This window comes from Bacteroidota bacterium (assembly GCA_016706865.1).
Lineage (GTDB): Bacteria > Bacteroidota > Bacteroidia > Chitinophagales > BACL12 > UBA7236.
Map to the genome: position 1 here is coordinate 562,604 of JADJIS010000001.1, position 26,372 is coordinate 588,975.

At 35.4% G+C, this 26,372-nt stretch carries 21 protein-coding genes; 9 read left to right on the forward strand and 12 right to left on the reverse strand.

Annotated elements, in window-relative coordinates; genetic code table 11:
* Window positions 1–72: 72 nt before the first annotated feature.
* The 3 genes from IPI31_02295 to IPI31_02305 all read right to left on the reverse strand — a co-directional run bounded on the left by IPI31_02295 (window position 73) and on the right by IPI31_02305 (window position 4,022).
* The gene (locus IPI31_02295) at window positions 73–1,881 is read right to left on the reverse strand and encodes a tetratricopeptide repeat protein (protein ID MBK7566632.1); all 1,809 of its coding nucleotides are present in this window, start codon (window positions 1,879–1,881) and stop codon (window positions 73–75) included.
* Between the two features lie 115 nt (window positions 1,882–1,996).
* Complete coding sequence (locus tag IPI31_02300; GenBank protein ID MBK7566633.1) at window positions 1,997–2,668, reverse strand: hypothetical protein; 672 nt, start codon at window positions 2,666–2,668, stop codon at window positions 1,997–1,999.
* 10 nt (window positions 2,669–2,678) lie between these two features.
* Window positions 2,679–4,022, reverse strand: coding sequence for a S8 family serine peptidase (locus tag IPI31_02305; protein MBK7566634.1), 1,344 nt, complete (start codon window positions 4,020–4,022; stop codon window positions 2,679–2,681).
* A 175-nt stretch (window positions 4,023–4,197) separates the two neighbouring features.
* On the opposite strand from IPI31_02305, the gene IPI31_02310 reads away from it, so the two are divergent.
* The 6 genes from IPI31_02310 (at window position 4,198) to IPI31_02335 (ending at window position 11,485) form a co-directional block, all read left to right on the forward strand.
* Entirely contained in the window at window positions 4,198–5,571 is a 1,374-nt protein-coding gene (locus IPI31_02310; GenBank protein ID MBK7566635.1) for a B12-binding domain-containing radical SAM protein, read from the forward strand.
* Complete coding sequence (locus IPI31_02315) at window positions 5,571–6,620, forward strand: glycosyltransferase family 4 protein (protein MBK7566636.1); 1,050 nt, start codon at window positions 5,571–5,573, stop codon at window positions 6,618–6,620. Before IPI31_02310 ends, IPI31_02315 begins: the two co-directional genes overlap by 1 nt.
* Window positions 6,621–6,630: 10 nt before the next feature.
* Window positions 6,631–8,136 carry a B12-binding domain-containing radical SAM protein gene (locus IPI31_02320; GenBank protein ID MBK7566637.1) on the forward strand — a complete coding sequence of 502 codons (1,506 nt, stop codon included), beginning with the start codon at window positions 6,631–6,633 and terminating at the stop codon, window positions 8,134–8,136.
* A gap of 1 nt (window position 8,137) precedes the next feature.
* A complete protein-coding gene (locus IPI31_02325) occupies window positions 8,138–8,797 on the forward strand; it encodes a methyltransferase (GenBank protein ID MBK7566638.1) in 660 nt (219 codons plus the stop codon).
* The gene (locus IPI31_02330; protein MBK7566639.1) at window positions 8,794–9,747 is read left to right on the forward strand and encodes a nucleotidyltransferase domain-containing protein; all 954 of its coding nucleotides are present in this window, start codon (window positions 8,794–8,796) and stop codon (window positions 9,745–9,747) included. The genes IPI31_02325 and IPI31_02330 overlap by 4 nt, the downstream gene beginning before the upstream one ends.
* Window positions 9,748–10,030: 283 nt before the next feature.
* Complete coding sequence (locus IPI31_02335) at window positions 10,031–11,485, forward strand: B12-binding domain-containing radical SAM protein (protein MBK7566640.1); 1,455 nt, start codon at window positions 10,031–10,033, stop codon at window positions 11,483–11,485.
* Window positions 11,486–11,489: 4 nt separating this feature from the next.
* On the opposite strand, the gene IPI31_02340 is transcribed toward IPI31_02335, so the two are convergent.
* Window positions 11,490–14,336 carry a choice-of-anchor L domain-containing protein gene (locus IPI31_02340; protein MBK7566641.1) on the reverse strand — a complete coding sequence of 949 codons (2,847 nt, stop codon included), beginning with the start codon at window positions 14,334–14,336 and terminating at the stop codon, window positions 11,490–11,492.
* A 168-nt stretch (window positions 14,337–14,504) separates the two neighbouring features.
* Between IPI31_02340 and IPI31_02345 the strand changes: the two genes are divergently transcribed.
* Window positions 14,505–14,885, forward strand: coding sequence for a RidA family protein (locus tag IPI31_02345; GenBank protein ID MBK7566642.1), 381 nt, complete (start codon window positions 14,505–14,507; stop codon window positions 14,883–14,885).
* Window positions 14,886–17,198: 2,313 nt separating this feature from the next.
* On the opposite strand, the gene IPI31_02350 is transcribed toward IPI31_02345, so the two are convergent.
* From IPI31_02350 to IPI31_02380, 7 genes are all read right to left on the reverse strand, one after another.
* Window positions 17,199–17,762, reverse strand: coding sequence for a DUF4142 domain-containing protein (locus IPI31_02350; GenBank protein MBK7566643.1), 564 nt, complete (start codon window positions 17,760–17,762; stop codon window positions 17,199–17,201).
* Window positions 17,763–17,791: 29 nt separating this feature from the next.
* Window positions 17,792–18,007 carry a hypothetical protein gene (locus IPI31_02355; GenBank protein ID MBK7566644.1) on the reverse strand — a complete coding sequence of 72 codons (216 nt, stop codon included), beginning with the start codon at window positions 18,005–18,007 and terminating at the stop codon, window positions 17,792–17,794.
* 246 nt (window positions 18,008–18,253) lie between these two features.
* Window positions 18,254–19,198 carry a hypothetical protein gene (locus tag IPI31_02360; GenBank protein MBK7566645.1) on the reverse strand — a complete coding sequence of 315 codons (945 nt, stop codon included), beginning with the start codon at window positions 19,196–19,198 and terminating at the stop codon, window positions 18,254–18,256.
* Between the two features lie 228 nt (window positions 19,199–19,426).
* A complete protein-coding gene (locus tag IPI31_02365; protein MBK7566646.1) occupies window positions 19,427–20,599 on the reverse strand; it encodes a toxin-antitoxin system YwqK family antitoxin in 1,173 nt (390 codons plus the stop codon).
* A 104-nt stretch (window positions 20,600–20,703) separates the two neighbouring features.
* Complete coding sequence (locus IPI31_02370; protein MBK7566647.1) at window positions 20,704–21,627, reverse strand: DMT family transporter; 924 nt, start codon at window positions 21,625–21,627, stop codon at window positions 20,704–20,706.
* A gap of 581 nt (window positions 21,628–22,208) precedes the next feature.
* Complete coding sequence (gene obgE / locus IPI31_02375) at window positions 22,209–23,201, reverse strand: GTPase ObgE (protein MBK7566648.1); 993 nt, start codon at window positions 23,199–23,201, stop codon at window positions 22,209–22,211.
* A 34-nt stretch (window positions 23,202–23,235) separates the two neighbouring features.
* Window positions 23,236–23,835 (reverse strand): adenylate kinase, encoded by a 600-nt coding sequence (locus IPI31_02380; protein MBK7566649.1) that lies wholly within the window; start codon window positions 23,833–23,835, stop codon window positions 23,236–23,238.
* A gap of 140 nt (window positions 23,836–23,975) precedes the next feature.
* Here IPI31_02380 and IPI31_02385 point away from each other — a divergent pair, with 140 nt between their 5' ends.
* Window positions 23,976–24,272: a nucleotidyltransferase domain-containing protein gene (locus tag IPI31_02385; protein MBK7566650.1), complete on the forward strand. Its 297-nt coding sequence runs from the start codon at window positions 23,976–23,978 to the stop codon at window positions 24,270–24,272.
* 489 nt (window positions 24,273–24,761) lie between these two features.
* On the opposite strand, the gene IPI31_02390 is transcribed toward IPI31_02385, so the two are convergent.
* Complete coding sequence (locus tag IPI31_02390; GenBank protein ID MBK7566651.1) at window positions 24,762–25,883, reverse strand: PQQ-dependent sugar dehydrogenase; 1,122 nt, start codon at window positions 25,881–25,883, stop codon at window positions 24,762–24,764.
* A gap of 69 nt (window positions 25,884–25,952) precedes the next feature.
* On the opposite strand from IPI31_02390, the gene IPI31_02395 reads away from it, so the two are divergent.
* The gene (locus tag IPI31_02395) at window positions 25,953–26,372 is read left to right on the forward strand and encodes a hypothetical protein (protein MBK7566652.1); all 420 of its coding nucleotides are present in this window, start codon (window positions 25,953–25,955) and stop codon (window positions 26,370–26,372) included.

The following is a 26,372-nucleotide window of genomic DNA, read 5'->3' on the forward strand; positions in this document are numbered from 1 at the left end:
ACTCAAAATTTAAACAAAATTCGATACTTTAAAATATTTAATCAATAGCCCATACAGGGGAATTTTCACGACTTAATGATCATTATTTAGTTTAATAATTACTGAAGTTCCTAATTCAACCCCTGAATTTACAGTTAATTCTGCATTTATCGCTTTTGCTCTTCTCCTGATATTTTTTAATCCATTACCATCATGATTTTTTAAGGCATTAAAGCCGATACCATTATCCCGAATTACGATCTGAAGTTCTTTTTTAGAATTACTAATGCTGACCTCCACTTTACTGGCATTAGAATATTTCGCAGCATTATTTATCACCTCCTTCATGATCATATATAAATTATGTCTGCCCTCTACCGACAATTCATATTCAGATGCCTTTTCCGCAACATTAAATACAAATTCGATATTCTTAGATTCCAGTAATTTATATCCAAAATTTTCAACTCTTATCAAGAGGTTGTCAAAACTATCATTTAAAGGATTTACAGCCCATACCAAGTCACCCATTTTGTCCAACAGTTCTCTTGAAGTTTCTGCAATTTCTGTGCTGTAGTTTTCAGCATCATTTAGTTCTTTTCTTTTTATAGCTCCATTTAAAACATCACTATACATACTTATACTACTTAGCGTAGAACCTATGTCGTCATGAAGGTCGCTGCTAATGCGACTCCTTTCCAAATTTAAATATTGTTCATATTCAAGTTTTTTGCGCAATTGCCGTCTGCTAAAGAACAATCCCAGTATAATTACCAATGCTACAATTGCACCAATAATTAATTGTTGTTGTTGTATTCTTTTCGACTGAATTGCATTTTCAATATCCATTTTTACAATTTCCTTATCTTTTTTTGCAGTTTCATATTTTGTCTGCAACTCGGCAATATCTTTAGATTTATTTTCATTAAAAACTGAATCGTTGTAAAGGATATACATATTTAATGCATCAATTGATTTTTCCAACTGCCCTGTTGTTTGATATGCATTGGCGAGGCTTTGATAATTATTTTTCAATAATTCCTTTGCTCCAAAACTTTGGGCAAGGGCAACACTTTTTTCCATATTGGATATTCCTTCCTTGATATTTCCCTGTTCAAATAATAACAAACCGATATTTCCGATCACGGCTGCAAGATCTGTTGACTCCAAATTCGAATAAATATCGGCGGCATTTTTAAAGTAATAAAGAGCAGAATCAATTTTCTCAACAAAACCCTTTTGATATGCCAAACCTGCGTTATTATATGCATCGGCCAAAATATCTGGAGGTACTGAATTTCTTTTATTAATAAGGTATAGCAAATAGCCCAACGATTTTCGATATTCGCCAGTCTCAACAAAAGTGGCGCCCAAATTACTATAGGACCGTATTATTTTGAGAGAATCGTTTAATTGCTCTGCTATCTTTAAACTTTGATCATGATATTTTATGGCAAGTTGAAAATCTCTGTTCCTTTTATATGCTATTGCCAGATTATTAGTATTATCGGCAAGTTGCTTCTGATCATTTAAGGATTCTGCTATTTGAACTGCCTTAAGTAAATAAAATATGGAGGAATCATAATCACCTGTCTGATTAAAAACAGTTCCAATATTTAAATAACTTTTTCCTGTTGCTTTTACATCACCTTCACCTTGCCTGAATGCCAAACTTTTTTTATGATATTCCAAAGCCTTATCATAATTACCAATATTCTTTTCCAAAATACCCAATCTGGTATAACCATCTCCTAAACCTTTTTTATATTTTAATTCTTCAGAAAGTTTTATTGCTTTTAAAGCATCTGCACGCGATAATTCAGGATCTTTTGTTAAATTATTTAAACTGGCGGTATTGAGTTTATTAATGGTCGAAGTGTCAGCAGGGTGAAAATCCTGCATTTGACCGAAAACAATTCCGGAATTAATTACAAAAATAAATATAAGAAAACAGGGGATATTGAATTTCCGGCTGTAATACATACTGTGCGTATTTCAGCATAAAAATAGCGTTTTTTCAAATATCGTCACCTGAGGCATCTGCCTCACTATCTGTAGTGGTGCCCTTGCCTTCTAACCTTCCGGAATACATGATAGAAACCTCCACCTGATCATATGTGGAAGGATCATAATTATTTCCTGTATTTAAAAGAAAATTATCCTCATTTATCGGATTTTGAAGGTTCGTTCCGTTATATACTAAACTGTATTTTGGCGAATTTGAAATATTAATTGTAGGAGGCGTTGAAAGTGAATTAATACTTTGGTGCCCCGCAAAATCCACATAAATATATTGCCTAACCTCTGCACTATTAATAAATTTTAAATAACAAAACACCTTACATGGTGAGGTTATAAAATGAGCAGGATTTTGTGCTAAAAACACCGTAGTACGCCCTTTAAGATTATCAAGCGGATCAACAGTTCTGATTATTATTTTTTTCTGTCCGGAATAATTTGTTGCATTTGCAAAATCAAATGCACCATTTTGAATTCCACCACCAGGGTTTGCAGTATTTCCAGGTGATAAAGTAAATGTAATTACAAATACTGAAGAGCCATTTGATTGCCCGCTACCGCTTTGACTTAAAATCAAATTATTTTGCCCCGAAGTACATTGCACTTTGATCTCAATTATTGGATAAGTGCCGGTTTCGTTTAACCAAACGAAGGGTTTTAATGGAAGCATTTTATATTATTTATAAGTGAGCAATCGTTGTTAAAGTATTGGGAATATCCAAAGCAAAAAAACTATAATCATTAGAAGTTGCGCTATAATTTGTGACCCTACTTCCCTGTGCATTAAAATCTGCATCCTCGGCACCGTTCTTTATTGCCGACATTATGTTTTTTACTGTTAATGCCGGTTGAGGTATTGCTGTATTTTGTTTTAATGCTTCAATACACAATAAAACAGTTCCTGCTACTATTCCTGCAGCCTGACTGCTCCCGGAAACCTCAGCATATCCCGTAGAATAGTTATTTCTTTCAAGCAGTCGTGATCCCGGTGCAGCATTATCACAGGAAATCATGTTTACTCCGCTTGCAAATAATAAAAACGGATCATGATTAATATTTCTATTACGAGACTTTAATGTTCTCATTCGCTGAGAAAATATAGCCAGGTCATTTTTCTTGAATGCAATTTCCGGCGGGAGGTTATTAATATTGAGAGGGTAAGCACCTTCATCCCGGCTTATTGCTCCTACACTAATTACATATTTATTATTTGCCGGGTACGCTAACCCTGATGCTTCAATTATTGTCGCATAATTACTAAAAGGTCTTAACCATCTTAATAATGAAGATCTTCCGGGTGTTTCCAATCTGCAAAAATCCAGATAATGATTTCCTGCTGAAACAATTACAGGAATATTTAATGTATAACATTCCTTAAATAATTGAATTATTTTATGGTTCTCAATTCCGGTGGATTTTGTAAACTGATCATACCCATTAAAACACAAAAGAATGCAGGATACTTTTTGATAGGGTTTTATGTTGGGATTAGCATTATATTGTAATACCACTTCTATTCCACGTTTAATATTTACCCAAGTTGTAGTGGAATCATCACCATCTGTCACTTTTACAGAAACGATTTCGGCATCAGGAGCTACTCCTCTGAAATTGGCAAAGATTTTTGATTTGTTAGCAGCTGCCAAACCTGCTACATGAGTTCCATGCCCGTGTTTATCCTCTACATCACAATTGGGATTATTAGCTTTTGTTTCTCCTTTATAATTTGTTTTATAAATTACTTTCCCTTTTAAATCTGGATGGCCATCAAAAACCCCGGTATCCAATACGGCTAATACAGTACCTTTACCGCTTTCCTTTAATTTTCCAAAGTTTAAACCATCAAAAACAGTCTTTTTATAGGAGGCTGCTATTGATGCCCCGATCTCAACCAGCCCTGGCGAAATCAAAGTTCCGCCAATTGGAATGGGTTTTAAAAGCGGAACAATTCCAGACCCGGTAGTTGTTTTGTATTCGATAATTTGTTTGTAATTGGATTCTTTCTTGCTGAAGCTAATAGGCATAATGTGGGTTTTCCTTTATAAATAAAAAATAAATATATTGATTTTTCCGAATAGGTATAAAACAATATGGTAAACCCCTAGTTTACCCATTGAATTTGCCCTGCAATGTTAAATGTTTCCTCTCTTGTCTGCAATCACCCAATCGGGTGATTTATCTATTGATTAAATTTACGCTGTGAAAGTGCTTTTAACCCACGGCTATTTTATAAGTGAAGATCTGAAAGAACAACAGATCATGAAGCCCTATGTGCCTTTGGGGATACTATATATATCGGGTTTTCTCGAAAAACATGCGATAGAACATGAAGTTTTTGATTCTACCTTTTATAAGCCTGAAGATCTGCAGCAATATATTTTGGATCATAAACCACAATATATTGGCATCTATGTAAATCTGATGACAAAATTGCAGGTGTTAAAAATAATTTCTTTTGTTAAAAATTCAACAGAACTAAATGGTACAAAAATTATTCTAGGCGGACCGGAAGTGCGGAACCACGCAGATAAATTTTTAAACCACGGTGCTGATTTTCTGGTGCTTGGAGAAGGCGAAGAAACATTTTTAGAATTAGTGCAGGTTTTAGATGTGAACGATAAAACAAAAATTCACACCATTCAAGGAATTTGTTACGTAGATGAAAATGGAGTATTAATTAAAAATCCTGAAAGAAATAAAATAAAAGATATTGATATACTTCCGTTTCCAAACAGAAAGAAAGTAGATCTATTCAAGTATTTAGAAGTATGGAAAAAACATCATGGAAAAAATGCCATATCTATTTCCACCATGCGCGGTTGTCCCTATACCTGTAAATGGTGTAGTCGTGCGGTGTATGGATTGAGTTACAGAAGACGCAGTGCAGAAATTGTAGTTCAAGAAATTATTTCCATTCAAAAAGAATACGCGCCTGATACTTTATGGTTTGTTGATGATGTTTTTACCGTAAGTCATAAATGGATGCAGGAATTTACCGCTGAAATAAAAAAACAAAATGTTTCCGTCCAATACGAATGTATTACCCGCGCAGACAGATTAAATGAAGATGTTTTTCAATTGTTAAAAGACAGCGGATGTTTTCGTGTTTGGATAGGTGCGGAAAGTGGTTCTCAGAATATTATTGATGCCATGGACAGAAGAGTAGATGTTAATCAAGTGCGCGCGATGATACAATTGGCAAAAAAATATCAGATAGAGGCAGGAACATTTATTATGTTAGGTTATCCCGGAGAAACCGAAAGTGATATTATGGAAACCATTCACCATTTAAAAACATCCAACCCGGATCATTTTACAATAACAGTAGCTTATCCAATAAAAGGCACCGAATTATATCAGGAAGTGGAATCTGATTTTATAGATCAATTGCCCTGGGACAGTTCCACCGACAGAGATATTACTTTTAAAAGAACATATTCTGAAAAATATTATAATTACGCTGTGCGTCATGTTGTAAATGAGGTTAATTATTTTAAAAAACAAACTCCTATTTTTAAATTAAAATCAATGGCAGCAAAAGCGGGAATGTGGTATTACAGAACAATGAAGTGATGAATAAAAAAATACTGATAATAACTCCCGGTTTTCCGAAAGATGAAAATGATAGCAGTTGTGTGCCATATCTGCAAGACTATATAATAGCCTTAAGCAATAAGATCGGAGCGGAAAATATTAAAGTAGTTGCTACACAATATCCTTTTAAAAAAAATATTTATTATTGGAAGGGAATTGAAGTTATTCCATCAGGTGGAGAAAATAAAAAATCGTTTCATTATTATTTTACACTTAAACGCACAATGAAAAACATATCGCGTTTATTTAAAAAAGACAGTTATGTAGTGCATGCATTTTGGTTAGGAGAAGCTGCATTTATCGGGAACAGAACGGTGAAAAAATTCTTTACCCATATGATAGTTACTTTAATGGGGCAGGATGTTAAACCCGGAAACAGGGTGATGCCATATCTACAACGAGACACAACCTGGTTTGTAGCTCTTAGTAAAAATCAAGCGGCAACATTTCATAAAAATTATAAGATGGATGCAGATGATATTATTCCCTTTCCACTCCCCAACATAGATCCTGCAACCTTACATCGCGATAGAGAAATTGATCTTTTATTTGTTGGTTCTTTTATAGAGGTTAAACAACCCTTTCAATTTATTTCTTTAGTTAAAAAATTAAAGAATGACTTTCCCGAAATTAAAGCGGTTATGGCTGGTGGAGGAAAATTATCGGAGAAAATAAACGAATTAATAAACACAGAACAACTCCATGAAAACATTAAGGTAATTGGCGCTGTAGGCCGGGAAAAAATATTTGAAGTGATGTCACATTCCAAAATTCTCATACATACTTCCTCCTTCGAAGGGCAATGCCTCGTTTATGCAGAGGCTCTTGCGCATGGCATGTATGTTTTGAGTTATGATATTGGAAGGATAGAAACAACGATCAAACATCAGATATGCAGTTCTGAAGAAGAGTTTCGGGATAAAACCTATAAATTATTGACATCTGAACTTAATTTTACGCCAGAAGTGTTTATAAACACTGAGGAAACCATAAATTCCTATATCAAATTATACTATCCGGAGAAATAAAGTGCAAAAAATACAAGGCATCATATTATTTAATCCAAGGGCAACGGATTTTAAACCGAGAATTCCTAATTCGGTTTTATCGGTGGCGGCATCTATAGAGGGAAAATATAATTATGTGATTGTAGATGGAAACCTTGAATCAGATCCCTTACAAAAAATAGAAAAATATTTAAGCAGCGGAAATTATAATGTGTTCGCCAGTTCTGTAATGCCCGGACCGCAATTAAAACAAGCTATTCCATTTTCTAAATTAATTCGCGAAAAATATGCTGACACCATTATAATCTGGGGAGGATATTTTGCGAGTAATCAGGCAGGAGTTGTGATGAATTCCGGTTTTGTGGATCATATTATTTATGGACCGGGAGATCATGCATTTCCAAAATTGTTAGATGCTATTCAAAATGATCTTCCTTTGGAATTAATTCCGAATCTTATTCATAAATATGCAGATGGAAAAATAATCAAGAACCATAAGGATGAATTATATGAACAAGATGCACTTGAAGCTTTGCCTTATGAAAAATTAAATTCCTTCTATCCAATAAAACGTTATTTAGGAAAAACCTGTTTAGGCACAAAAACCATCGCTTATCACAGTAGCATTGGATGCCCATTCAGTTGCGCATTTTGTGGGATAGTGCCAATATTTAATGCCAGGTGGAAAGGAAAATCGGCACAATTAATTTATAATGATATTAAATATCTGAAAGATAATTTTGGTGGAAATGCAATTGAGTTTCACGACAACAATTTTTTTGTTTCTGAAAAAAGGACAGTTGAATTCTGTGAACTCATTAAAATGGAGAATATGGTATGGTGGGGAGAAGGAAGAATTGATACCGTAGATAAATACAGTGATGCATCCTTATTGGCTATGCGTGAAGCAGGATGTAAGATGATATTTTTCGGTGCGGAGACAGGCAACGATAAAATATTAAAAATGATGGATAAGGGCGGCACGCAAACCGGAGAACAGATCAAAAAATTTGCTGCCCGCATGAAAAAATTTGATATTATTCCGGAGTACTCTTTTGTGCTCGGAACTCCCGGCAATTCGGAACAGGAAGTAAATGCGCAAATAGATGAGGATATTCGGTTTATCAGAAAAATAAAAGAAATAAATCCCGATACAGAGATCATTATTTATGTGTATAGTCCGGTGCCTACAGAAGGTAGTGAATTATATGAAGCAGTGAAAATGAACGGATTTCATTTTCCGGAAAAATTAGAAGATTGGGTATTACCGGCTTGGGAAAATTTTGATCTTCGCAAAAATCCGCTTACCCCGTGGCTCAAACCATATATGATTGATAAAATTAAAAATTTTGAAACAGTTTTAAATGGATATTATCCAACAGTGAGTGATATTAAATTAAATTCCACCAAAAGAAATATTATTTCCTTTGTTTCCGCACTGCGATATAAAACCCGGTTTTATCATTTTCCATATGAAATAAAAGTTTTGCAAAAATTTTGGCTGAGATACCGTCAACCCGAAACAGAAGGATTTTAAGATGCGGATAATAAAAAAAATCGCACAATTATTTATTCAGCCGGTAATCAGGAAAAGAATTCACCGAACTTCAATATATACCTGGAAAGATATCACCCTACATCTCCCTCCGGGAATTTTTCATCCGGCATATTTTTTTAGCACCAAGTTTTTATTACAACATTTAATGAAAAAAGATGTTTCCGGCAGGTCGTTTTTAGAACTCGGAGCCGGAAACGGGTTGATCAGCATTTCCGCAGCTAAAAGAGGAGCCCTTGTCAGCTCTTCCGATATCAGTGTGAAGGTGATCGAACTTCTCAAAGAAAATGCACGATCAAACAATGTGGAGCTTAAGGTTATACATAGCGACTTGTTTGATAATATTGCCCCACAACAATTTTCCATTATTGCCATCAATCCACCCTATTACCCTAAAACACCAAGAAATGAGTTCGAGCAAGCCTGGTATTGTGGGGAAAACTTCGAGTATTTTGAAAAATTATTTCTTCAACTTCCTAAATACCATGATGGGAAATCAGAGGTATTGATGGTTCTCTCGGAAGAATGTGACCTCAAACGAATAAAGTCTATTGCGACTAAAAACAATTATGACCTTATTCTGAAAGAAAAAAAACGCATATATTGGGAAATGAATTATATTTTTGAGATCAGAAGGGCATGAATAACAATTTATATATAGAACACAGCAATATTCCATCTCAGGAGGCCGTAAAAAGTAGTGTTTTGCGCTCACTCATTTATTATGATATTTTTAATTATCCCCTTACTGCAAATGAGTTAATTAAGTTCAGCTCTGTTAAATTACATGACATACAGAGTATTAATAATGCATTGGATGATCTGACACAACATCTGCTCATTTTTAAATTTGGAGAATATTACTCCCTTAAAAACGACCCCTCCCAAATTGAACGCAGAAAAAACGGAAACAACGCCGCAACCGATATTTTACCAAAAGCACTTAAACGTTCCAAATTCATACATAAATTCCCCTTTGTAAGAAGCGTTAATATTTCGGGATCCTTATCTAAAAACTATTTTGATGAAAGCACTGATTTCGATTTTTTTATTATTGCCGAAAAAAATCGAATTTGGTTGTGCAGATTATTGCTGACGCTTTACAAAAAAATATTCCTGTTCAATTCGCGCAAATATTTCTGCATCAATTATTATATCGACACCTCCGACCTTTTGATCCCGGATAAGAATTTATTTTCAGCAGTGGAAATCATAACCTTAAAAAATCAGACCGGAGAAGCTGTGTATAAAAATTTTATGGAGCGTAATACCTGGGTGCATGAATATTTTCCAAATTATTATCCCGATTATCAATTTATGGAAGAAAGGAAAATACCTTTGATAAAAAAAATACCCGAGCGCTTATTTTCCGGAAAAGTTGGAAATTATTTTGACGATGTGGCATTCAGAATTACAACCGGATTTTTGAAAAAGAAATACGAACATTTAAACAAGGAAGAATTCAACGTGAATTTGCGCACAAAAAAAAATGCCTCCAAACATCATCCACAGGGATTTCAGTTTAAGGTACTGAATGCTTTTGAGGAGAAATGTCGGGATTTTGAGGAGAAGCACGAAGTTAGAATCAGGTAACAGGTGTCAGGAAAACAAAGGACGGAGGATATAGGGTGTTAAAAAGGAACGCGGATGACGCTGATTGAGCGGAAAAAAAAGGATAAAAATGATGCGGAATTCGGGACACTGGATACATGACTTAGGAAAGATTAAGGATATAAATTTTCGAAGAAAATTTAACACTCACGATTCACGCCTCACGATTCACGAAAAAAAGATAACGGAATAGTGGAAATAAAAACGATAGAAATTTCATGAATCATACATCGGATTCACGGTTCACGATTCACGATTGACGACAATGGGAGATATATTATTAGCCAACACTTATTTCATGCGCTTTGATCCGAAAAGGTTCAGGCAGATGCAGCCGTATCCACCGCTGGCTACCTTGTATGCTGCTTCCGTTATACGTAAAAATGAGTTGAAGGTTACGTTTTTTGATACAGTTTTTGCAAAAGCGGCGACTGATATTTTTCCGCTGATAGAAAAACACGCCTCGAAACCATTTGTAATTTACGATGATGGATTTAATTACCTCACAAAAATGTGTCTGGTAAATATGCGTGATGCTTGTTTTGAAATGATAAAACATGCTAAAAATAATAATTGTACTGTTATCGTTTCCAGCTCTGACGCAACTGATCACTGGAAACAATATTTAGATGTGGGAGCAGATTTTATTTTAATTGGTGAAGCTGAACAAACACTTATTGAATTATTAAAATCAATAGAAAATAAATCCGAAAAGAACTCCATCAACGGATTGGCATTTATTCAAAACGGGGAATACATCAAAACAAATAAACGGGAAGTGATGCATGATCTCGATGCCTTGGATTTTCCTGCATGGGATCTTGTGGATATGGAACTTTACAAAAAGAACTGGATCAATAAGAATGGATATTTTTCATTAAATCTTACCACTACACGTGGTTGTCCTTTTAAATGTAATTGGTGTGCAAAACCTATTTACGGCAATAGATATAATTCGCGTTCACCGGAAAATGTGGTGGAGGAAATTAAATTATTGGTATCGAAATATCAGTCCACACACTTCTGGTTTTGTGATGATATATTCGGATTAAAGCCGGGTTGGATAAAAACTTTTTCTGAGTTAATTCAAAAAGAAAAACTGACAATTAAATTCAAGATACAATGTCGCGCGGATCTTTTGTTGGATGAAAACAATATAGAACATCTTGCAAAAGCAGGTTGTGATGAAATTTGGGTTGGAGCGGAAAGTGGTTCTCAAAAAATATTGGATGCAATGGATAAGGGAACTACCATTGAACAAATTCACACTGCAACGCGATTAATGAAAAAACATAAAATCAAACCTTGTTTCTTTTTGCAATTCGGATATTTAGGTGAAACGAAAGAGGATATAGATGCAACACAAAATATGTTATTCGAATTAATGCCGTTCGATATAGGCATCTCTGTTTCCTATCCCCTACCCGGAACAAAATTTTTCGACATAGTCCAACACGACCTCAAAGAAAAACAAAACTGGAATGACAGCGATGAACTGGCATTGATGTTTACTTCCACTTACTCCGGAAAATATTATAAGCAGTTACATCGCTATATACATAAACGATTTAGGAAGGCACAAGGGTTTGAGGGAATTAAAAAAGTGTTTATGAATCCAACACAATTATCATCTACAGAAATAAAAAGGATAATTGCGTTGCCTTATTTTGTCGGAATGAGTTATTGGAATAAAATAAAACTTAGATTCTCTGAGAATTAAATAATTACCTAATCAAAGTAACATTCCCCATCTGCGAAAATATCTGTCCGGTTTCAAATTGTACTTCTACAACATAAGCGTAAACTCCGTTGTTGAGTGCTTTGCCGTTAATTGTTCCATCCCAGCCGTTGCTTATATCGTAAGGAGAAATATTTTCTCTTAAATAAACCATTTCTCCCCAACGATCGAAAACAGAAATTTTTGTTACCAGTGTTAAATTATATCCGAACACAAAAAATACATCATTATTTCCATCGCTGTTTGGAGTAAATGTATTTGGAACAAATAAAATATTTCCCGGATCAGGTAGTACAGTTACAAATGCATTATCCGTTGCAATACATCCATTTTCATCAACGGAAGTAATAATATAATCGGTAGTATAAGGAGGTAGAATTGTAGTTATAGGACAAGTGATACAATCAACGCCATTTGGTGGACTCCACGTATAATCGCCACCGGCATCGCTGAATAAAATAATATCCTCACCATAATAAACAGTGGTATCTCCCCAGGCAGTTGCATAATTTTCGTCGACAGAAGTTTCTACACTTATGGTATTAAAACATCCATTCACATCGGTATAATCGTAGGTTAAAGTGTATGGTCCGCCCACACCTGCCAGTGAAGTAACAAATTGATCACCCGCTGTTCCGGTTCCGCTGTAAATACCGCCGGCAGGATCTGCAGTGAGGGTAATAAATCCTTCTTCCATACAGAAAATATCATCAATCACCCAAGATAAAACAGGCAATGGATTTACAGTAAGATTTACAGTTACAAACGAATCGCATCCAAATACACTGCTATAAGAATAATTAAATGTTCCACTTACCGAGACAATTGCACCATCAGGTAAAGTATAAGTTTCACCAATACAAATTTCAGGATTTAATATTGTATTAAAAGTTGGATGAACTGTAAGATTAGTTGTGATGATAGAATCACAATCTTTAGTGGTTAATAAATTTGTAATGTACACACCTGTTACATTTACTATAGTTCCATCGGGTAAAGTATAATTTACATCATCACAAATTTCTGCATTCACTGTAACAGCGAAAACGGGATGTACTAAAACAGTTGTGCTTATTGTTGAATCGCAACCAGCTCCTGTAACTAAAGTAACATCATAAACTCCGGAAGTTCCAACGGCAACACCATCCGGTAAAATATATGTTTCTCCATCGCAAATATGTACTGTAGGAGTAATTATTGGTGTTGGATTTACGGACAGGTTAATAGTATAATTTGAATCACAACCTGCAGCAGTTACAAATGCATTAAAATAAGTTCCTGCGGTACTTACCACTGTTCCATCGGGTAAAATATAAGAGGAACCGGTACAAATGGAAGGATTGAGTGTAAATACATAAACAGGATCAATAGTTAATACAGTAGTAATTGTAGAATCGCAACCATGCACGGAATTGAGAATATTTGTGTAAGCTCCTGCTGCAAATACTACTGTTCCGGTAGGTAAAGTATATGAATCACCATCACAAATTGACGCGTTAACAATGGACGTAAAAGTTGGATAAATATTAATTACAAAAGTATTGGATGCATCGGGACAAGCAGTTCCGCTGACAACAAAATTTGTTATGGTATATGTTCCGGGAGTGGAAGCACTCAGGTCAATTACTCCTGTGGTCGCATTAATAATTAATCCAGCGGGTGCTGCGGAAAATGTTCCGAATATTGCACCAACTGCAGCCATGGGTGAAGGATCAGTATCATTTATGCAATAAGATGTGGAAGGATAAGAAAAGTTTGCAAGAACAGGATCAGAAATAATTACGTTCAAGGTATAGATTGCTGTATCTGCATAACAAACATCAGTTATTAATGTATTAGTATATTCGTATTCACCCGGAGTAGAGGCTGAAAGATCGATGATACCCGTTGTGGGGTCAAACACAAGTCCGGCAGGTGTTGCTGTAAATATACCGGGAACTGCGCCATCAGGAAAAAGTGGAACGGGGTCGGGATCAGTACTGCAAAATTCGGCAAATAATCCCAGTGGAAATCCCGGAAAAGCGAAATCAGCCAAAGTATTTGTAAGCAAACTTTTTGCTCTGATAAAAACACCGCTATCGAAAACATTATCGCTTTGATCGGCCACTGCCAGCTTAAGATGATACCATTCACATGGAGTAACTTCTGCTTCTGCAGTTAGTACGGTGGTGAAACCATCGTACTCAATATAATAAGGGTCCGTTCCATAAATTCCTCCTCCTCCAGTACCATTATTAATGTAGTACATCGGAAAATCCAGATTATTTACGTTATTAATTGTTACCGGAATTGACGTACCGGGAATGAGCGCAATATTAGTAGGAGAACCAAATCCGGGACCACTGATCCAAAATGCAAAAACGTCGTTAATTACATTTACATATTCAAGATATTCATCCGACCCAAAAACATAATCAAATTTTAAACTATCTCCCGGAGAAAACACATCAAACTCGAGCACACATGCGTCGAAGGTTGCTCCAACGCCTGGAATTGCCTCTAAATCAGGATCACCCGGCCAACCATTGGCTGTTCCGGTAGATCCGCTATTGTTGGGACCGGTAATATTAATTACACGACCGGAAGTAAGAATAACTCCACTATCAATACCAACATTACAATCCACACAATCAAATTTTCCAAATGCCAGGTTATGGCAATCCATTACAGCATTATCAATAATAACTCCGTCTCCTGCCAAATAAGAAGCGATTTCATCCGCAGTATAGCCTGTGGAAGAAGTTATCTGGCTGAATAAATTTGTTGCCGGTATTGAGACCACCAACAAAAGAACCAATATGTGTTGATTTAATGGACGAAAACTAACCTGCATTTCGATTGTGTTGATCGGTAACAGGGCTAAACAAGGGTATAAATTTACAATAACTTTACGCAGACTTCCAAAAAATAACCTTTACTCATGCAATATTTTATCCACCGTACAATTATCCTTTTTAGTATAGTAGCTACATTTGCTTCCTGTTCAACAACAAATAATGTTATGAAAAAAGTGATATATACACCAAATGCTCCGGCACCGATCGGTCCCTATTCACAAGCTATTGAAGCCAATGGATTTGTTTATGTTTCGGGTCAAATTGCAATAGATCCAGCAACGAATGAACTTTATACCGGGTCGGATATAAAGGTGGAAACCACACAGGTGATGGAAAATTTAAAAGCCATAATTACAGCTGCGGATTGTTCGATGAAAGATGTGGTTAAATGCACCATTTTTTTGAGAGATATGGCGGATTTTGCGGAGGTAAATTCTGTGTACGCAGAATATTTTCCAGAATATGCTCCGGCAAGAGAAACGGTGGCGGTGGTGGGATTGCCGAAGAATGCGAGGGTAGAGATTAGTGCGGTGGTAGGGAGGTGAGGAGTGGGCAGTAGGCAGTTTGTAACATTGGTGATTATTGCTTCGAATTGAAAATCTGATTTTAATTCCAACGAAATTGAAAGCTCCCCTATGGGCTTGGGGGCCTGTGGGCAGTGGCAGTGGGCAGTGGCGGTGGGCAGTTTGTAAGATTGGGAGATTATCCTTCGTAGTGAACCTTTTCTAAATATCCAATAATAATCAAAAAATAAAAAATGATAATCGGATAGACAACCCGGGAGATTATCCTTCGAATCAAATTTTTAAAAGTAATATCGAATAAAGAACAAGGAATAAAGAACATTAAACGGATCGATAACCTGGGAGATTATCCTTCGTAGTGAAACAGGATTAATATCCAATAATAATCAAAAAATAAAAAATGATAATCGGATAGATAGCCCGGAAGATTATCCTTCGAATCAAATTTTTAAAAGTAATATCGAATAAAGAACAAGGAATAAAGAACATTAAGCGGATCGATAGCCCGGAAGATTATCCTTCGTAGTGAAACAGGATTAATATCCAATAATAATCAAAAAATAAAAAATGATTATCGGATAGATAGCCCGGAAGATTATCCTTCGAATCAAATTTTTAAAAGTAATATCGAATAAAGAACAAAGAATGAAGAACATTAAACGGATCGACAACCCGGGAGATTGTTCTTTGTCGTGAACGTTCAATGAAAACGAAAACTTACTCCCCTATGGGGTAGGGGGCCCAAACGATTTAAATATCCAATAATAATCAAAAAATAAAAAATATTAATCGGATCGATAGCCCGGAAGATTATCCTTCGAATCAAACTTTGAAAAATAATATTGAATAAAGAACAAGGAATAAAGAACATTAAACAAATCGACAACCCCGGGAGATTGTTCTTTGTCGTGAACGTTCAATGAAAACGAAAACTTACTCCCCTATGGGGTAGGGGGCCCAAACGATTTAAATATCCAATAATAATCAAAAAATAAAAAATATTAATCGGATCGATAGCCCGGAAGATTATCCTTCGAATCAAACTTTGAAAAATAATATTGAATAAAGAACAAGGAATAAAGAACATTAAACAAATCGACAACCCTGGGAGATTGTTCTTTGTCGTGAACGTTCAATGAAAACGAAAACTTACTCCCCTATGGGGTAGGGGGCCCAAACGATTTAAATATCCAATAATAATCAAAAAATAAAAAATGATAATTGGATCGATAGCCCGGGAAATTATCCTTCGAATCAAACTTTGAAAAATAATATTGAATAAAGAACATGGAATAAAGAACATTAAACAAATCGACAACCCGGGAGATTGTTCTTTGCCGTAAACGTTCAATGTAAACGAAAACTTACTCCCCTATGGGGTAGGGGGCCCAAACGATTTAAATATCCAATAATAATCAAAAAATAAAAAATAATAATCGGATAGACAACCCGGAAGATTATCCTTCGAATCAAACTTTCAAAAGTAATATCGAATAAAGAACATGGAATAAAGAACATTAAACGGATCGATAGCCCGGGAGATTATCCTTCGTAGTGAAACAGGATTAATATCCAATAATAATCAAAAAATAAAAAATGATTATCGGATAGATAGCCCGGAAGATTATCCTTCGAATCAAATTTTTAAAAGTAATATCGAATAAAGAACAAAGAATGAAGAACATTAAACAAATCGACAACCCGGGAGATTGTTCTTTGCCGTAAACGTTTAATGTAAACGAAAACTTACTCCCCTATGGGGTAGGGGGCCCAAACGATTTAAATATCCAATAATAATCAAAAAATAAAAAATGATAATCGGATAGATAGCCCGGGAAATTATCCTTCGAATCAAACTTTGAAAAATAATATTGAATAAAGAACAAAGAATAAAGAACATTAAACGGATCGACAACCCGGGAGATTGTTCTTTGTCGTGAACGTTCAATGAAAACGAAAACTTACTCCCCTATGGGGTAGGGGGCCCAAACGATTTAAATATCCAATAATAATCAAAAAATAAAAAATATTAATCGGATCGATAGCCCGGAAGATTATCCTTCGAATCAAACTTTGAAAAATAATATTGAATAAAGAACAAGGAATAAAGAACATTAAACAGATCGACAACCCGGGAGATTTTCCTCCGTAGTAAACCTGATAAATATCCAATAACAATCAAAAAATAATAATCGGGTCGGCAAACCAGGAGATGATACTCCGAATTACTCTTGACTATTGACTCCTGACTATTGCCTCCTGGCTCCTGACAATTACTTCCAAAAAAAAATGCCGGCAAATACCGGCATTCATGAAACTATATAATCATAACAGTTATTTTGCAGCTTTTGCCATTTCCTGACAATGTTCTGCGTGAGTTAGGTGTTCGCGTAATTTTGGTAAGGTATTGCTTGCTAAAGATTTAACCTCGGCATTTTCACAATCATCCACTGCTTTTTCAAAACTATCAATGGCATCTTTATGATACTTAACCATTACGTCAGAATATTCTTTATCAAAGTCAGCACCTTCTTTTTTGGAAAGATTTTCGTACTTTCTTTGTGCTTCGTTTTCAGCATAAGTTGGAATGGAAATACCTAATTTAGTAGCCAATGCAATTACTTCAGCATGAAGTTTTTTATGGTCGTCAATAAACATGGTAGCCATGTCTTTTGTTTCCTGCATAGTTGCAGAACTTGCAGCGAGCTCAGATAGGTAAATGCCATCGAGATTCGTTTCAGCCGCAGCTCTTAAAAAGTCTGCATCCGGTCCTTTATCATCTCGTTTTTCTTCAGTGGTTAAACCATCGTCATTCATGTCGGCAGTTTTTGAATTGTTACAAGAAATTATTACAAGAGCAAACACAGGTAACGTAAGGATTAAATTTTTCAATTTCATAACAGTAGTTTTTGTTTTTTTTAAATAATTTATAAATAGGATGATGGTATTATTTTTTTGTATTCATCAATTTGTAAAACAGAATCCTTATCCTTTTCATTTTCCAAACAGTCTTGAAAATCGGCATAGGAATACCAAATTTCCCTGTTATAAAAAGAGAGGAAGTGATGAGTTTCTGTGTTATAAAAAGCAAATGCTCTTTTATCTTCCATTAACTTATCAGATAAATCAATAAATTTTATCATCCTGAACAGTTTTGATTTCAGCTATTGCATTTATTATTCCAACTCATGGAAATGCCCTTAAATCACCAATAACATAGAAAACAGCTTGTTTTGGAGGATAATCCAATCCACAACTGTAGAAATAAATACACGAACAGAGATTATAATTAATAATAATGAAGCTTATCAAAGCGTACTTTTATTGTATATAACATTCGGGTTATCCGATAAGCTATAAATGATCAAAATCAAATTTATACTACCCGGTTAAAATTTTTGGATAAACCCAAGGCTGACAGCAGTATTATTATTTTCTAACGGAACACTATATAGATTCCAGCTAGAAAGGTTTTCCGCTTTATTTTTATTGTCAATTAAATTCCAGGCACCTAACATCATTGTTGCAGTTCCTAGCCCGATATTTACCATGGAAAGTGCCTTTTGACTTTCATTAGTAGACCCGATGCCAAAGTCCTGGGGAAGCATTAAAGTGCCAAAGGCTACCTGACAAGTACCCGAAATAAGACCAATAACCGGAACAATTTTGTTATCAGAGCCCATTCCAATTTGCATCGCATTTATCGCACTTAGTGTAATATTTACACCACTGAATATTGAAGATGATATCCCGTATTCTGGGGATATATAGTTGGAGCTATAATAATATATCGGATTACCATAGGTAGGCTGAATGGTTGCACATTCTTCTTTAGTAAGTCCGCTTTGGGCAATCCAGTTGTCGACAATTTCATCTTGCATTGTCAACAGTTCATTGTATTTGAATTTTTCATTTATTTGTTCGGCGACATCTCTTCCTGCAGTTTGTTCTATTAAATATCCTACGGCACAAATGGTTCCGTCCTTATCAATAAAACAAGGTTTGCGTTGATCTGCATAGTCATAATTTTTGGGGAAAATCCCTTTGGTCCAGTAATCATGAAGAAGATCCAAAAGCATTGTTCTGTTTTCCTGTTGTTCGGGAGAAAGATGAGAGACATCTTTATTACGCAGAAGTTCTTCCGCATAAGCGAGATGTGTAACTATACGAAGCTGATTGTCCGTTGTTTCATCAGGCGCATATCCAAATTTGGAGATAAAACTTTCGTCTCCAATAATAGGATTAACGGTTTGTGGATTGCTGAATTGTGTGTGGTTGAAACTCAAAAGTACGACTGTGATCAGCAGAAGAAAAACAGGAGCAATATATTTCATAAGATATAATTTAAAATGTATTAAAATGAATATAGACCCAAACTATAATTTTATTATTTTAAAATAAAACGTCAATTCATGCACATGAAATCTATGGAATGAAACGAGCCTTCAGTAATAACGATGTATAAATATACAAAATTATTTAGATTTGAATTTCTTCCCATTAATGATTGCCAACCTGTGAGGACGGTCACCAAAATGATTCCTCAAATAAAAATGCATCAATTAGTGAGATCTGACACGTAGAATTTTATAAAGACCTAAACAGCTTTCGTACGAAATAATATATATTTCAGGTTCACCATTTTTATCAATATCAAATTCAAACAGTTGAATATTTTTAAGACCATTGATATTCAATTGTTTACTTTTATATTCAATATTAACGGGATTATTTCCCGTGTCGTCGCACTGGAGTTCCTGACGGCTTACAGTTATTAAAAAGTTGGATATAGAAATTTTTTCATCTCTTATAAAATATCTTACATCCTCTTCATTTTTTTCATTTAGGTATACTTCCCGGTTTGCTCCAAAGTAGGAAACTGCGATCTCATTATTACTATCATAATCCATGCAACTGGAACAGTGATAAATCCCTTCAGAGGATACAATAAATATTTGATCTTCAAAGTGGATAACAAGGGAGCTGTCATCCAGTACAATATTTGCTCCACTTAAGAAGTTTGGCTCTCTATCATTCTTTCCATAATTCGAATAAAGTTCCTCAAGAATTAAAGTGTTTCCTTTCTTAAAATTAATTTGATCAAGTATTTTGGGAGCAACAAATTGCCGCTTTGATTGTTTCATACTATCGGGATAAAACACCTTCGATCGTATCATTTTGCCATTTTGGTAAATAATATTATTTTCCAATCTTCCAGTACTATCGTAAGTGCTATAATTACCGGTATTTTTATTGCCGATAGATCGAATTATTTTATTCTGATGAAAATATATCTCGTCCCCAAATAATGTGTCATTTTGATAAAAGCCTTCATACTTCAGATTGCCATTATTATAAAATTCTAAAAATAATCCGTGTTTCAATCCATTATTATAAAAACCTTGCGATTTCAATACATTTTTTTCATAATAATCGAATTTGATACCATGGTATTTACCATTCTTATAAAATTGTTCACTGTTTACAAATTCATCCGGACTATAACATCCTAAAAAACCATCCAATGTATCATTTTTATAGGTCCGGATAAAATTAACCGTACCATTTTTATTGTAGGAAAAAAACGATCCCTGTTTTAATCCACTTTGGTCAACATAACCCTTTGTAATAGAATCCGGTTTTATGGAGTAAACAGGAAATTTATCGGTATTTCCATATTGTCCATACGAAAATGACAACTCAAACAGTATCAATAAAAAAAATAATATTTTCATCTGTTAGTTATAGCGTTTCGAAAATGAGTTTGTAAATAAACCATACTTTTTCGAATAGTGTATAATATCTTCCCTTATTACCCTATATTTTTAGGTTACACTTTTCAGCCTTCACTCGCTTTATTAATATCAACTTCATTGTTCTGAATTTTCTTTCTCCCCGAATAATTCAAAACATAGATCCCCAACAAAATAAACAACATCCCGATCAAGTGATGGAAAAATAATTTCTCCCCATCTAAAAATCCTATTATGATAGCGACAACGGGAATAAGGTAGGTAACGAGTGATCCAAAAATAGCGTCTGTGCGTTGCACTAATGCATAATATCCAATAGATGCGATCACGGTTCCGAAAAAGGAGAGTGCGAGAATGCTGGATAAACTGATACGGAAAAATTCATCATCGGCGTGCGACATAAAACCGGTGCTGAATAAATAAATAATTGCAGGAATTCCAATAAATGAAAATCCTACTGCACCCAAAACCAATGGATGTGCAGTTTGCAAATAACGTTTTACCAGATTGGCACTTGTTGCATAACTTATGGTTGCAGCAAATATGGGTAAAGCGTATAATAAGTTACTTTGTCCGCTTGCAGAATGATCAAATACAACTAAAACAACAGCACCTACCAATGCTATAATTAAACCCAATAATTTATTTTTTTCGAATCTCATTCCGAAAAGCAAAACGCCAAGCACGAAAGTAAATACAGGTGTCAAAGAATTTAATACACCGGTAATTCCACTTTCAATATGTGTTTGTGAAAATGTAAAACAAAAGGCAGGTAGTCCGCTTCCGAAAAATCCTACCATACAATAATATTTTATTTCACTTCTTTTTATTTTTTTGTAGTGGATAAAAATAAAAGGCAGTGTTGCGATAAAGGAAAAAGAAATACGAATTGCTGCGACCTGATCCCAGGAAAATGTTTTAAGCCCATACTTCATAAATATGAAAGAAAATCCCCAGATCATGCTGAGAACGATGAGGAGGAGCCAGTTTTTGGAGGAATATTTTTGCATGGGCGATTTCGTTCGATGAGTAATGAGTTATGAGTAATGAGTTTATCACTGCTCGCATCATACTTTTATTTCTTCATGTTACATTTTACTTTCCTGTACGACTAAAAATTTCCATCCAACGATTAACCCACTCATTACTCATTACTCATAACTCATTTAGTGAATGGTGAGTAGTGAGTGGTGAGCTTACTCCTTCACACATCAAACATTGTTTTCTAATTTTTACATTTTACTTTCCTGAATGAGTTATGAGTAATGAGTGATGAGTTTAGCCCTGCTCGCATCATACTCTTATTTCTAATTGTTACATTTTACTTTACTGAAGGACTGAAATTATCAATCCAACGATGATCCCACTCATTACTCATTACTTATCGAATGAGTAATGAGTTATGAGTAATGAGTTTAGCCGTACTCGCATCATATTCTTATTTCTTCATGTGACATTCTACTTTCCTGAAGGAATAAAATTATCAATCCATAGAATAACCCCCTTCAAAGCCCTTACATCACCTTCCTTCCTTTTTTATTCCTTAGAACCTTCCCCTTCTCCCTTCGAATCTTCTCCCTTCGAATCTTCATTACCCATTAAGTTCTTTCCAAATAACATCCTTCAACTTATCCAAATTCTTTCCTGTGTGGGAGGAAATAAATATCGGTTCGAGTTTTTTGGGTAATTCTTTTTTTAGCATTTTTTCTAACTCGGCATCAATTAGGTCGCATTTTGTAATGGCGAGAATTATTTTTTTCGACAATAATTCTTTGTTGTATTTTTTTAATTCGCTGAGCAGAATTTTATAGGTTGTTTTAATATCCTTATCCTCACAACTAATGAGAAAAAGTAAAGCTGAATTTCTTTCAATATGTTTTAAAAATCGAATTCCCAAACCTTTTCCTTCACTTGCACCTTCAATTATTCCCGGAATATCGGCCATAATAAAAGATTTATGATCGCGATAGGAAACGATACCTAAATTCGGCACCAGGGTGGTGAATGCATAATCGGCAATTTCGGGTTTTGCAGCGGATAAAACAGATAAGAGAGTAGATTTTCCGGCATTTGGAAAACCCACCAAGCCAACATCTGCCAATACTTTTAATTCAAGAATTTTCCATGATTCGATTCCTGGCTCACCAGGTTGGGCATATCTGGGTGTTTGTTTTGTGGGGGATTTAAAATTATTGTTTCCCAAACCACCTCTTCCTCCGGGTATCCAAACGATTTCCTGTCCATCATCCACAATTTCAGCTTCAATGGCACCGGTTTCAAAATCTTTGGCGACGGTTCCGAGAGGCACTTCAAGAATAATATCTTCACCCTCCTTACCTGTGCGCAATTGCCCTACTCCGTAATCTCCGGCCTTTGCAATGATGTGTTTGCGGTATTTTAAATGTAAAAGGGTCCATAACTGAGCATTTCCCTTTAATATAATATGACCTCCCCTTCCTCCATCACCACCATCAGGTCCACCATTCATGGTGTTTTTATCCCGGTGAAAGTGCACAGATCCCGCACCACCATTGCCACTTTTGCAATGAATTTTTACGTAGTCAACAAAATTTTGTTTTTCCATTTTTGAGCAGGTTTCCCTGCTGTTTCCCTCTTATTTAGCTATCTGAATGTTTTGATGCCACGGTATTTACTGCGGCTTTCAAAGCGTTAAAAATTGTATCAATGCTACCGACTCCTTCAATCTCCATTAAAAGATCCTGATCTTTATAATATTCCGCTACGGGTTCAGTTTTGAGACGATATTCCTGAACGCGCTTGCGAATGGTATCCACGTCCATATCATCAGTTCTACCGCTTGTAAGCCCTCTGTTTAGAATGCGTTGAGTAAGTTCTTCCTCCTCCACAACCAGACTTAAAACACAGCTTACACTGGTTCCTTTGTCGAGTAACATGTTGTCCAACGCTACTGCCTGGGCTTTAGTTCTTGGAAAACCATCGAAAATAATTCCTTGTTTTTGTTTGCTTTTTGCCTCTTCCACAGCTCCTCCCAACATACCTATCACCACTCCATCCGGAACCAGTTTGCCCTCATCCATGAACTTTTTTGCCTCCATTCCCAGGGTTGTACCTTCGCGGATCTGATTGCGAAGCAGGTCGCCTGTGGAGATATGCAATAAGTTAAAATGTTCCTTTAACTTCTCTGCCTGAGTGCCTTTGCCACTACCCGGAGGGCCGAATAATATTATGTTTGTCATCGATCTGCTGATTATAAAAAATGCAAAGATAACAGGCTTACGCGGATTTGCCTTGATCCCGACCACTCAATTATACGTATATACACACTGAACCTTTATCAGGATTAATTCCTTTATATTATTAAACTTACCTTTGGCATATGACTTTACTGGAAAAGATTATGGAAACATTGCTGAAAAATAAACAATATCTCGCCTCCAAGTACGGAGTAAGCAGTATTGGTTTATTTGGTGAATCGGTAACCGAAGAATTCCATTCAGGCAGTGAAATTGATATCATAGTAGATTTCAAAAAACCAATCGGTCTCGAAATTGTAGATCTCGGCGACGAACTCGAAAAACTCCTAGGCCACAAAGTCGACCTCGTTTCTAAAAGTGGTTTGGAAAAAGATTATTACAAAGTTTTTCGAAAAGAGATATTGTATGTTGGAAAGTAGGGAAAGAATGAAGGAATGAAAAGAGGGAACTCTGATGACGCGGATTGGGCGGATTTAAAAAGATTTATTAATTTGGTAGTCTGGTAATTTGGTAATTGATCGACGCCCGGGTGTTCAATTCTTAATTTGGTAAACGTGTAATTTGATCTTTAATCGGAGCCGGCTGTTCAATTTGCTAATTGGCTAATCATTTTCAGATGTTCATATTGTCATAAAATATTTTGGTCGTCTGTTATTTCCGGCTGTTCCATTCTCAATTCTCAATTCTCAATTCTCAATTATTTCCGGCTGTTCCATTTTCAATTCTCAATTTTCAATTCTCAATTTTTCCTGGCTGTTCCATTTGCTAATTTGTGCCCATGCGAAGCAGGCACAGCTAATTTGCTAATTATTAATGAATGTTCGTGTTATCATAGATTAACTTGGTCGCCTGGTAATTTGATGTATAATCTAGGCCGGCTGTTCATCGGTACATTGGTACATCTTTTTTCATTGGTACATTATCATAATCCGATCATCATTCTTCTCCGCATTCCCTCTCCCATCTTCATTGCTCGTGCTAAAAACAATACTTCCATCAGGTGCAAGAATAATATTTCTTAAACGGCCATAAATTTGTGGGAATAATTGTTTTTCATCTTTATTAATTGGAGAAGTTATAGTTTGATTTTTATTTATATCAAATTGAACCAATCTTTCTCCTTTTAAGCAGGCAAAAATTATACTGCCAATTTCTTTGTTCTGTTCATTAAAATCATCCACATAAATAATTCCGCCGGGAGCCCAGGTATCTTCACCGCTGTGTGCAAAGGGGAGAATTGTTCCAGTTGCTATATCATCTCCTATCACTTTTGGCCAACCGTAATTATTTCCTTTAACAATTACATTTACTTCATCGTGACAACACCAGCCGTTTAATTCACCGCTTGGTCCGTGTTCGGTTGCAAACATGGTTCCATCGGATGTCCAGCATAAACCCTGCACATTGCGATGACCATAACTCCAGATATAATTTTTAAACGGATTATCGGCAGGAATATTTCCATCTCTATCCATTCGCAGAATTTTACCTGCATTACTTGTAAGATCCTGTGCTGAATTCGGATCTCGTGCATCACCCGTTCCAACATATAAAAATCCATCGGGACCAAAACGCAATATTCCACCGTCGTGAAAAAACTTTTTGGGAATAGAATCTAACAATATTTTATTTTCTGTTAATATTTCATTTTCAAATATTAAACGCACTATTCGGTTTCCTGATACCATGGTTTCATAAATAAAAATATAATGATTTTTTTCAAAATCGGGATCCACGGCCAAACCCAATAAACCGCCTTCTGCTTTTGCACTGATATCGCGGGTTAACAACAATTTAACTTCCTTTGTTTTAAGATCCGCTACCGAAATACGGCCCGGACGTTCGTTAAAGATCAACCTGCCGTCGGGCAAAAAGTCCATTCCCCATGGAACCTCCAGATCTTGCGCTACAACTTCCGGTTGTTTAGGCAAGGTAATCTTTTGCGCATTAGGATTAGGTTTATTTTGCGAACTGCAATTAAACAGCAGTGTTACAGAGATACAAAGCAGGTAAATAGTTAAATTTTTCATCATCATCCGAATTAAATATAGTAAACAGTTTGTTAAATTACATATATTTTATAACTTTATATAATAATTATGAAATTATTTAACATCATATTAGGATCAGCTCTGGTATTTTTTGTCGTAATGTTTCTGCGTTGCGAAAAAGTTACAGAAATTACTGAACTTTCGAAAAATACTGAAAGTTTACAAATTGTATTCTACAACGATTCCATTCCAAACAAAATAGTGGAGATCACCGATAAAAATGAAATAAAAAAATTCGGAAAATTTATTACGGTTAAAGACACCCCATTATATAAATGCAATTACGACGGCCAGATCATTTTTATTTTAAGTGACGATGTTACCACCGGCGATAAAAATACCATCACCATGGAATTTAATCTTCAACCCGATTGCACGCATGTAGCTTATATGTATGCGGAAGGATTGCGGACGAAAGAGTTGAGTGCGGAGGGGGTGGAGTATTTGAGGAAGGTGAGGGGTGAGTAG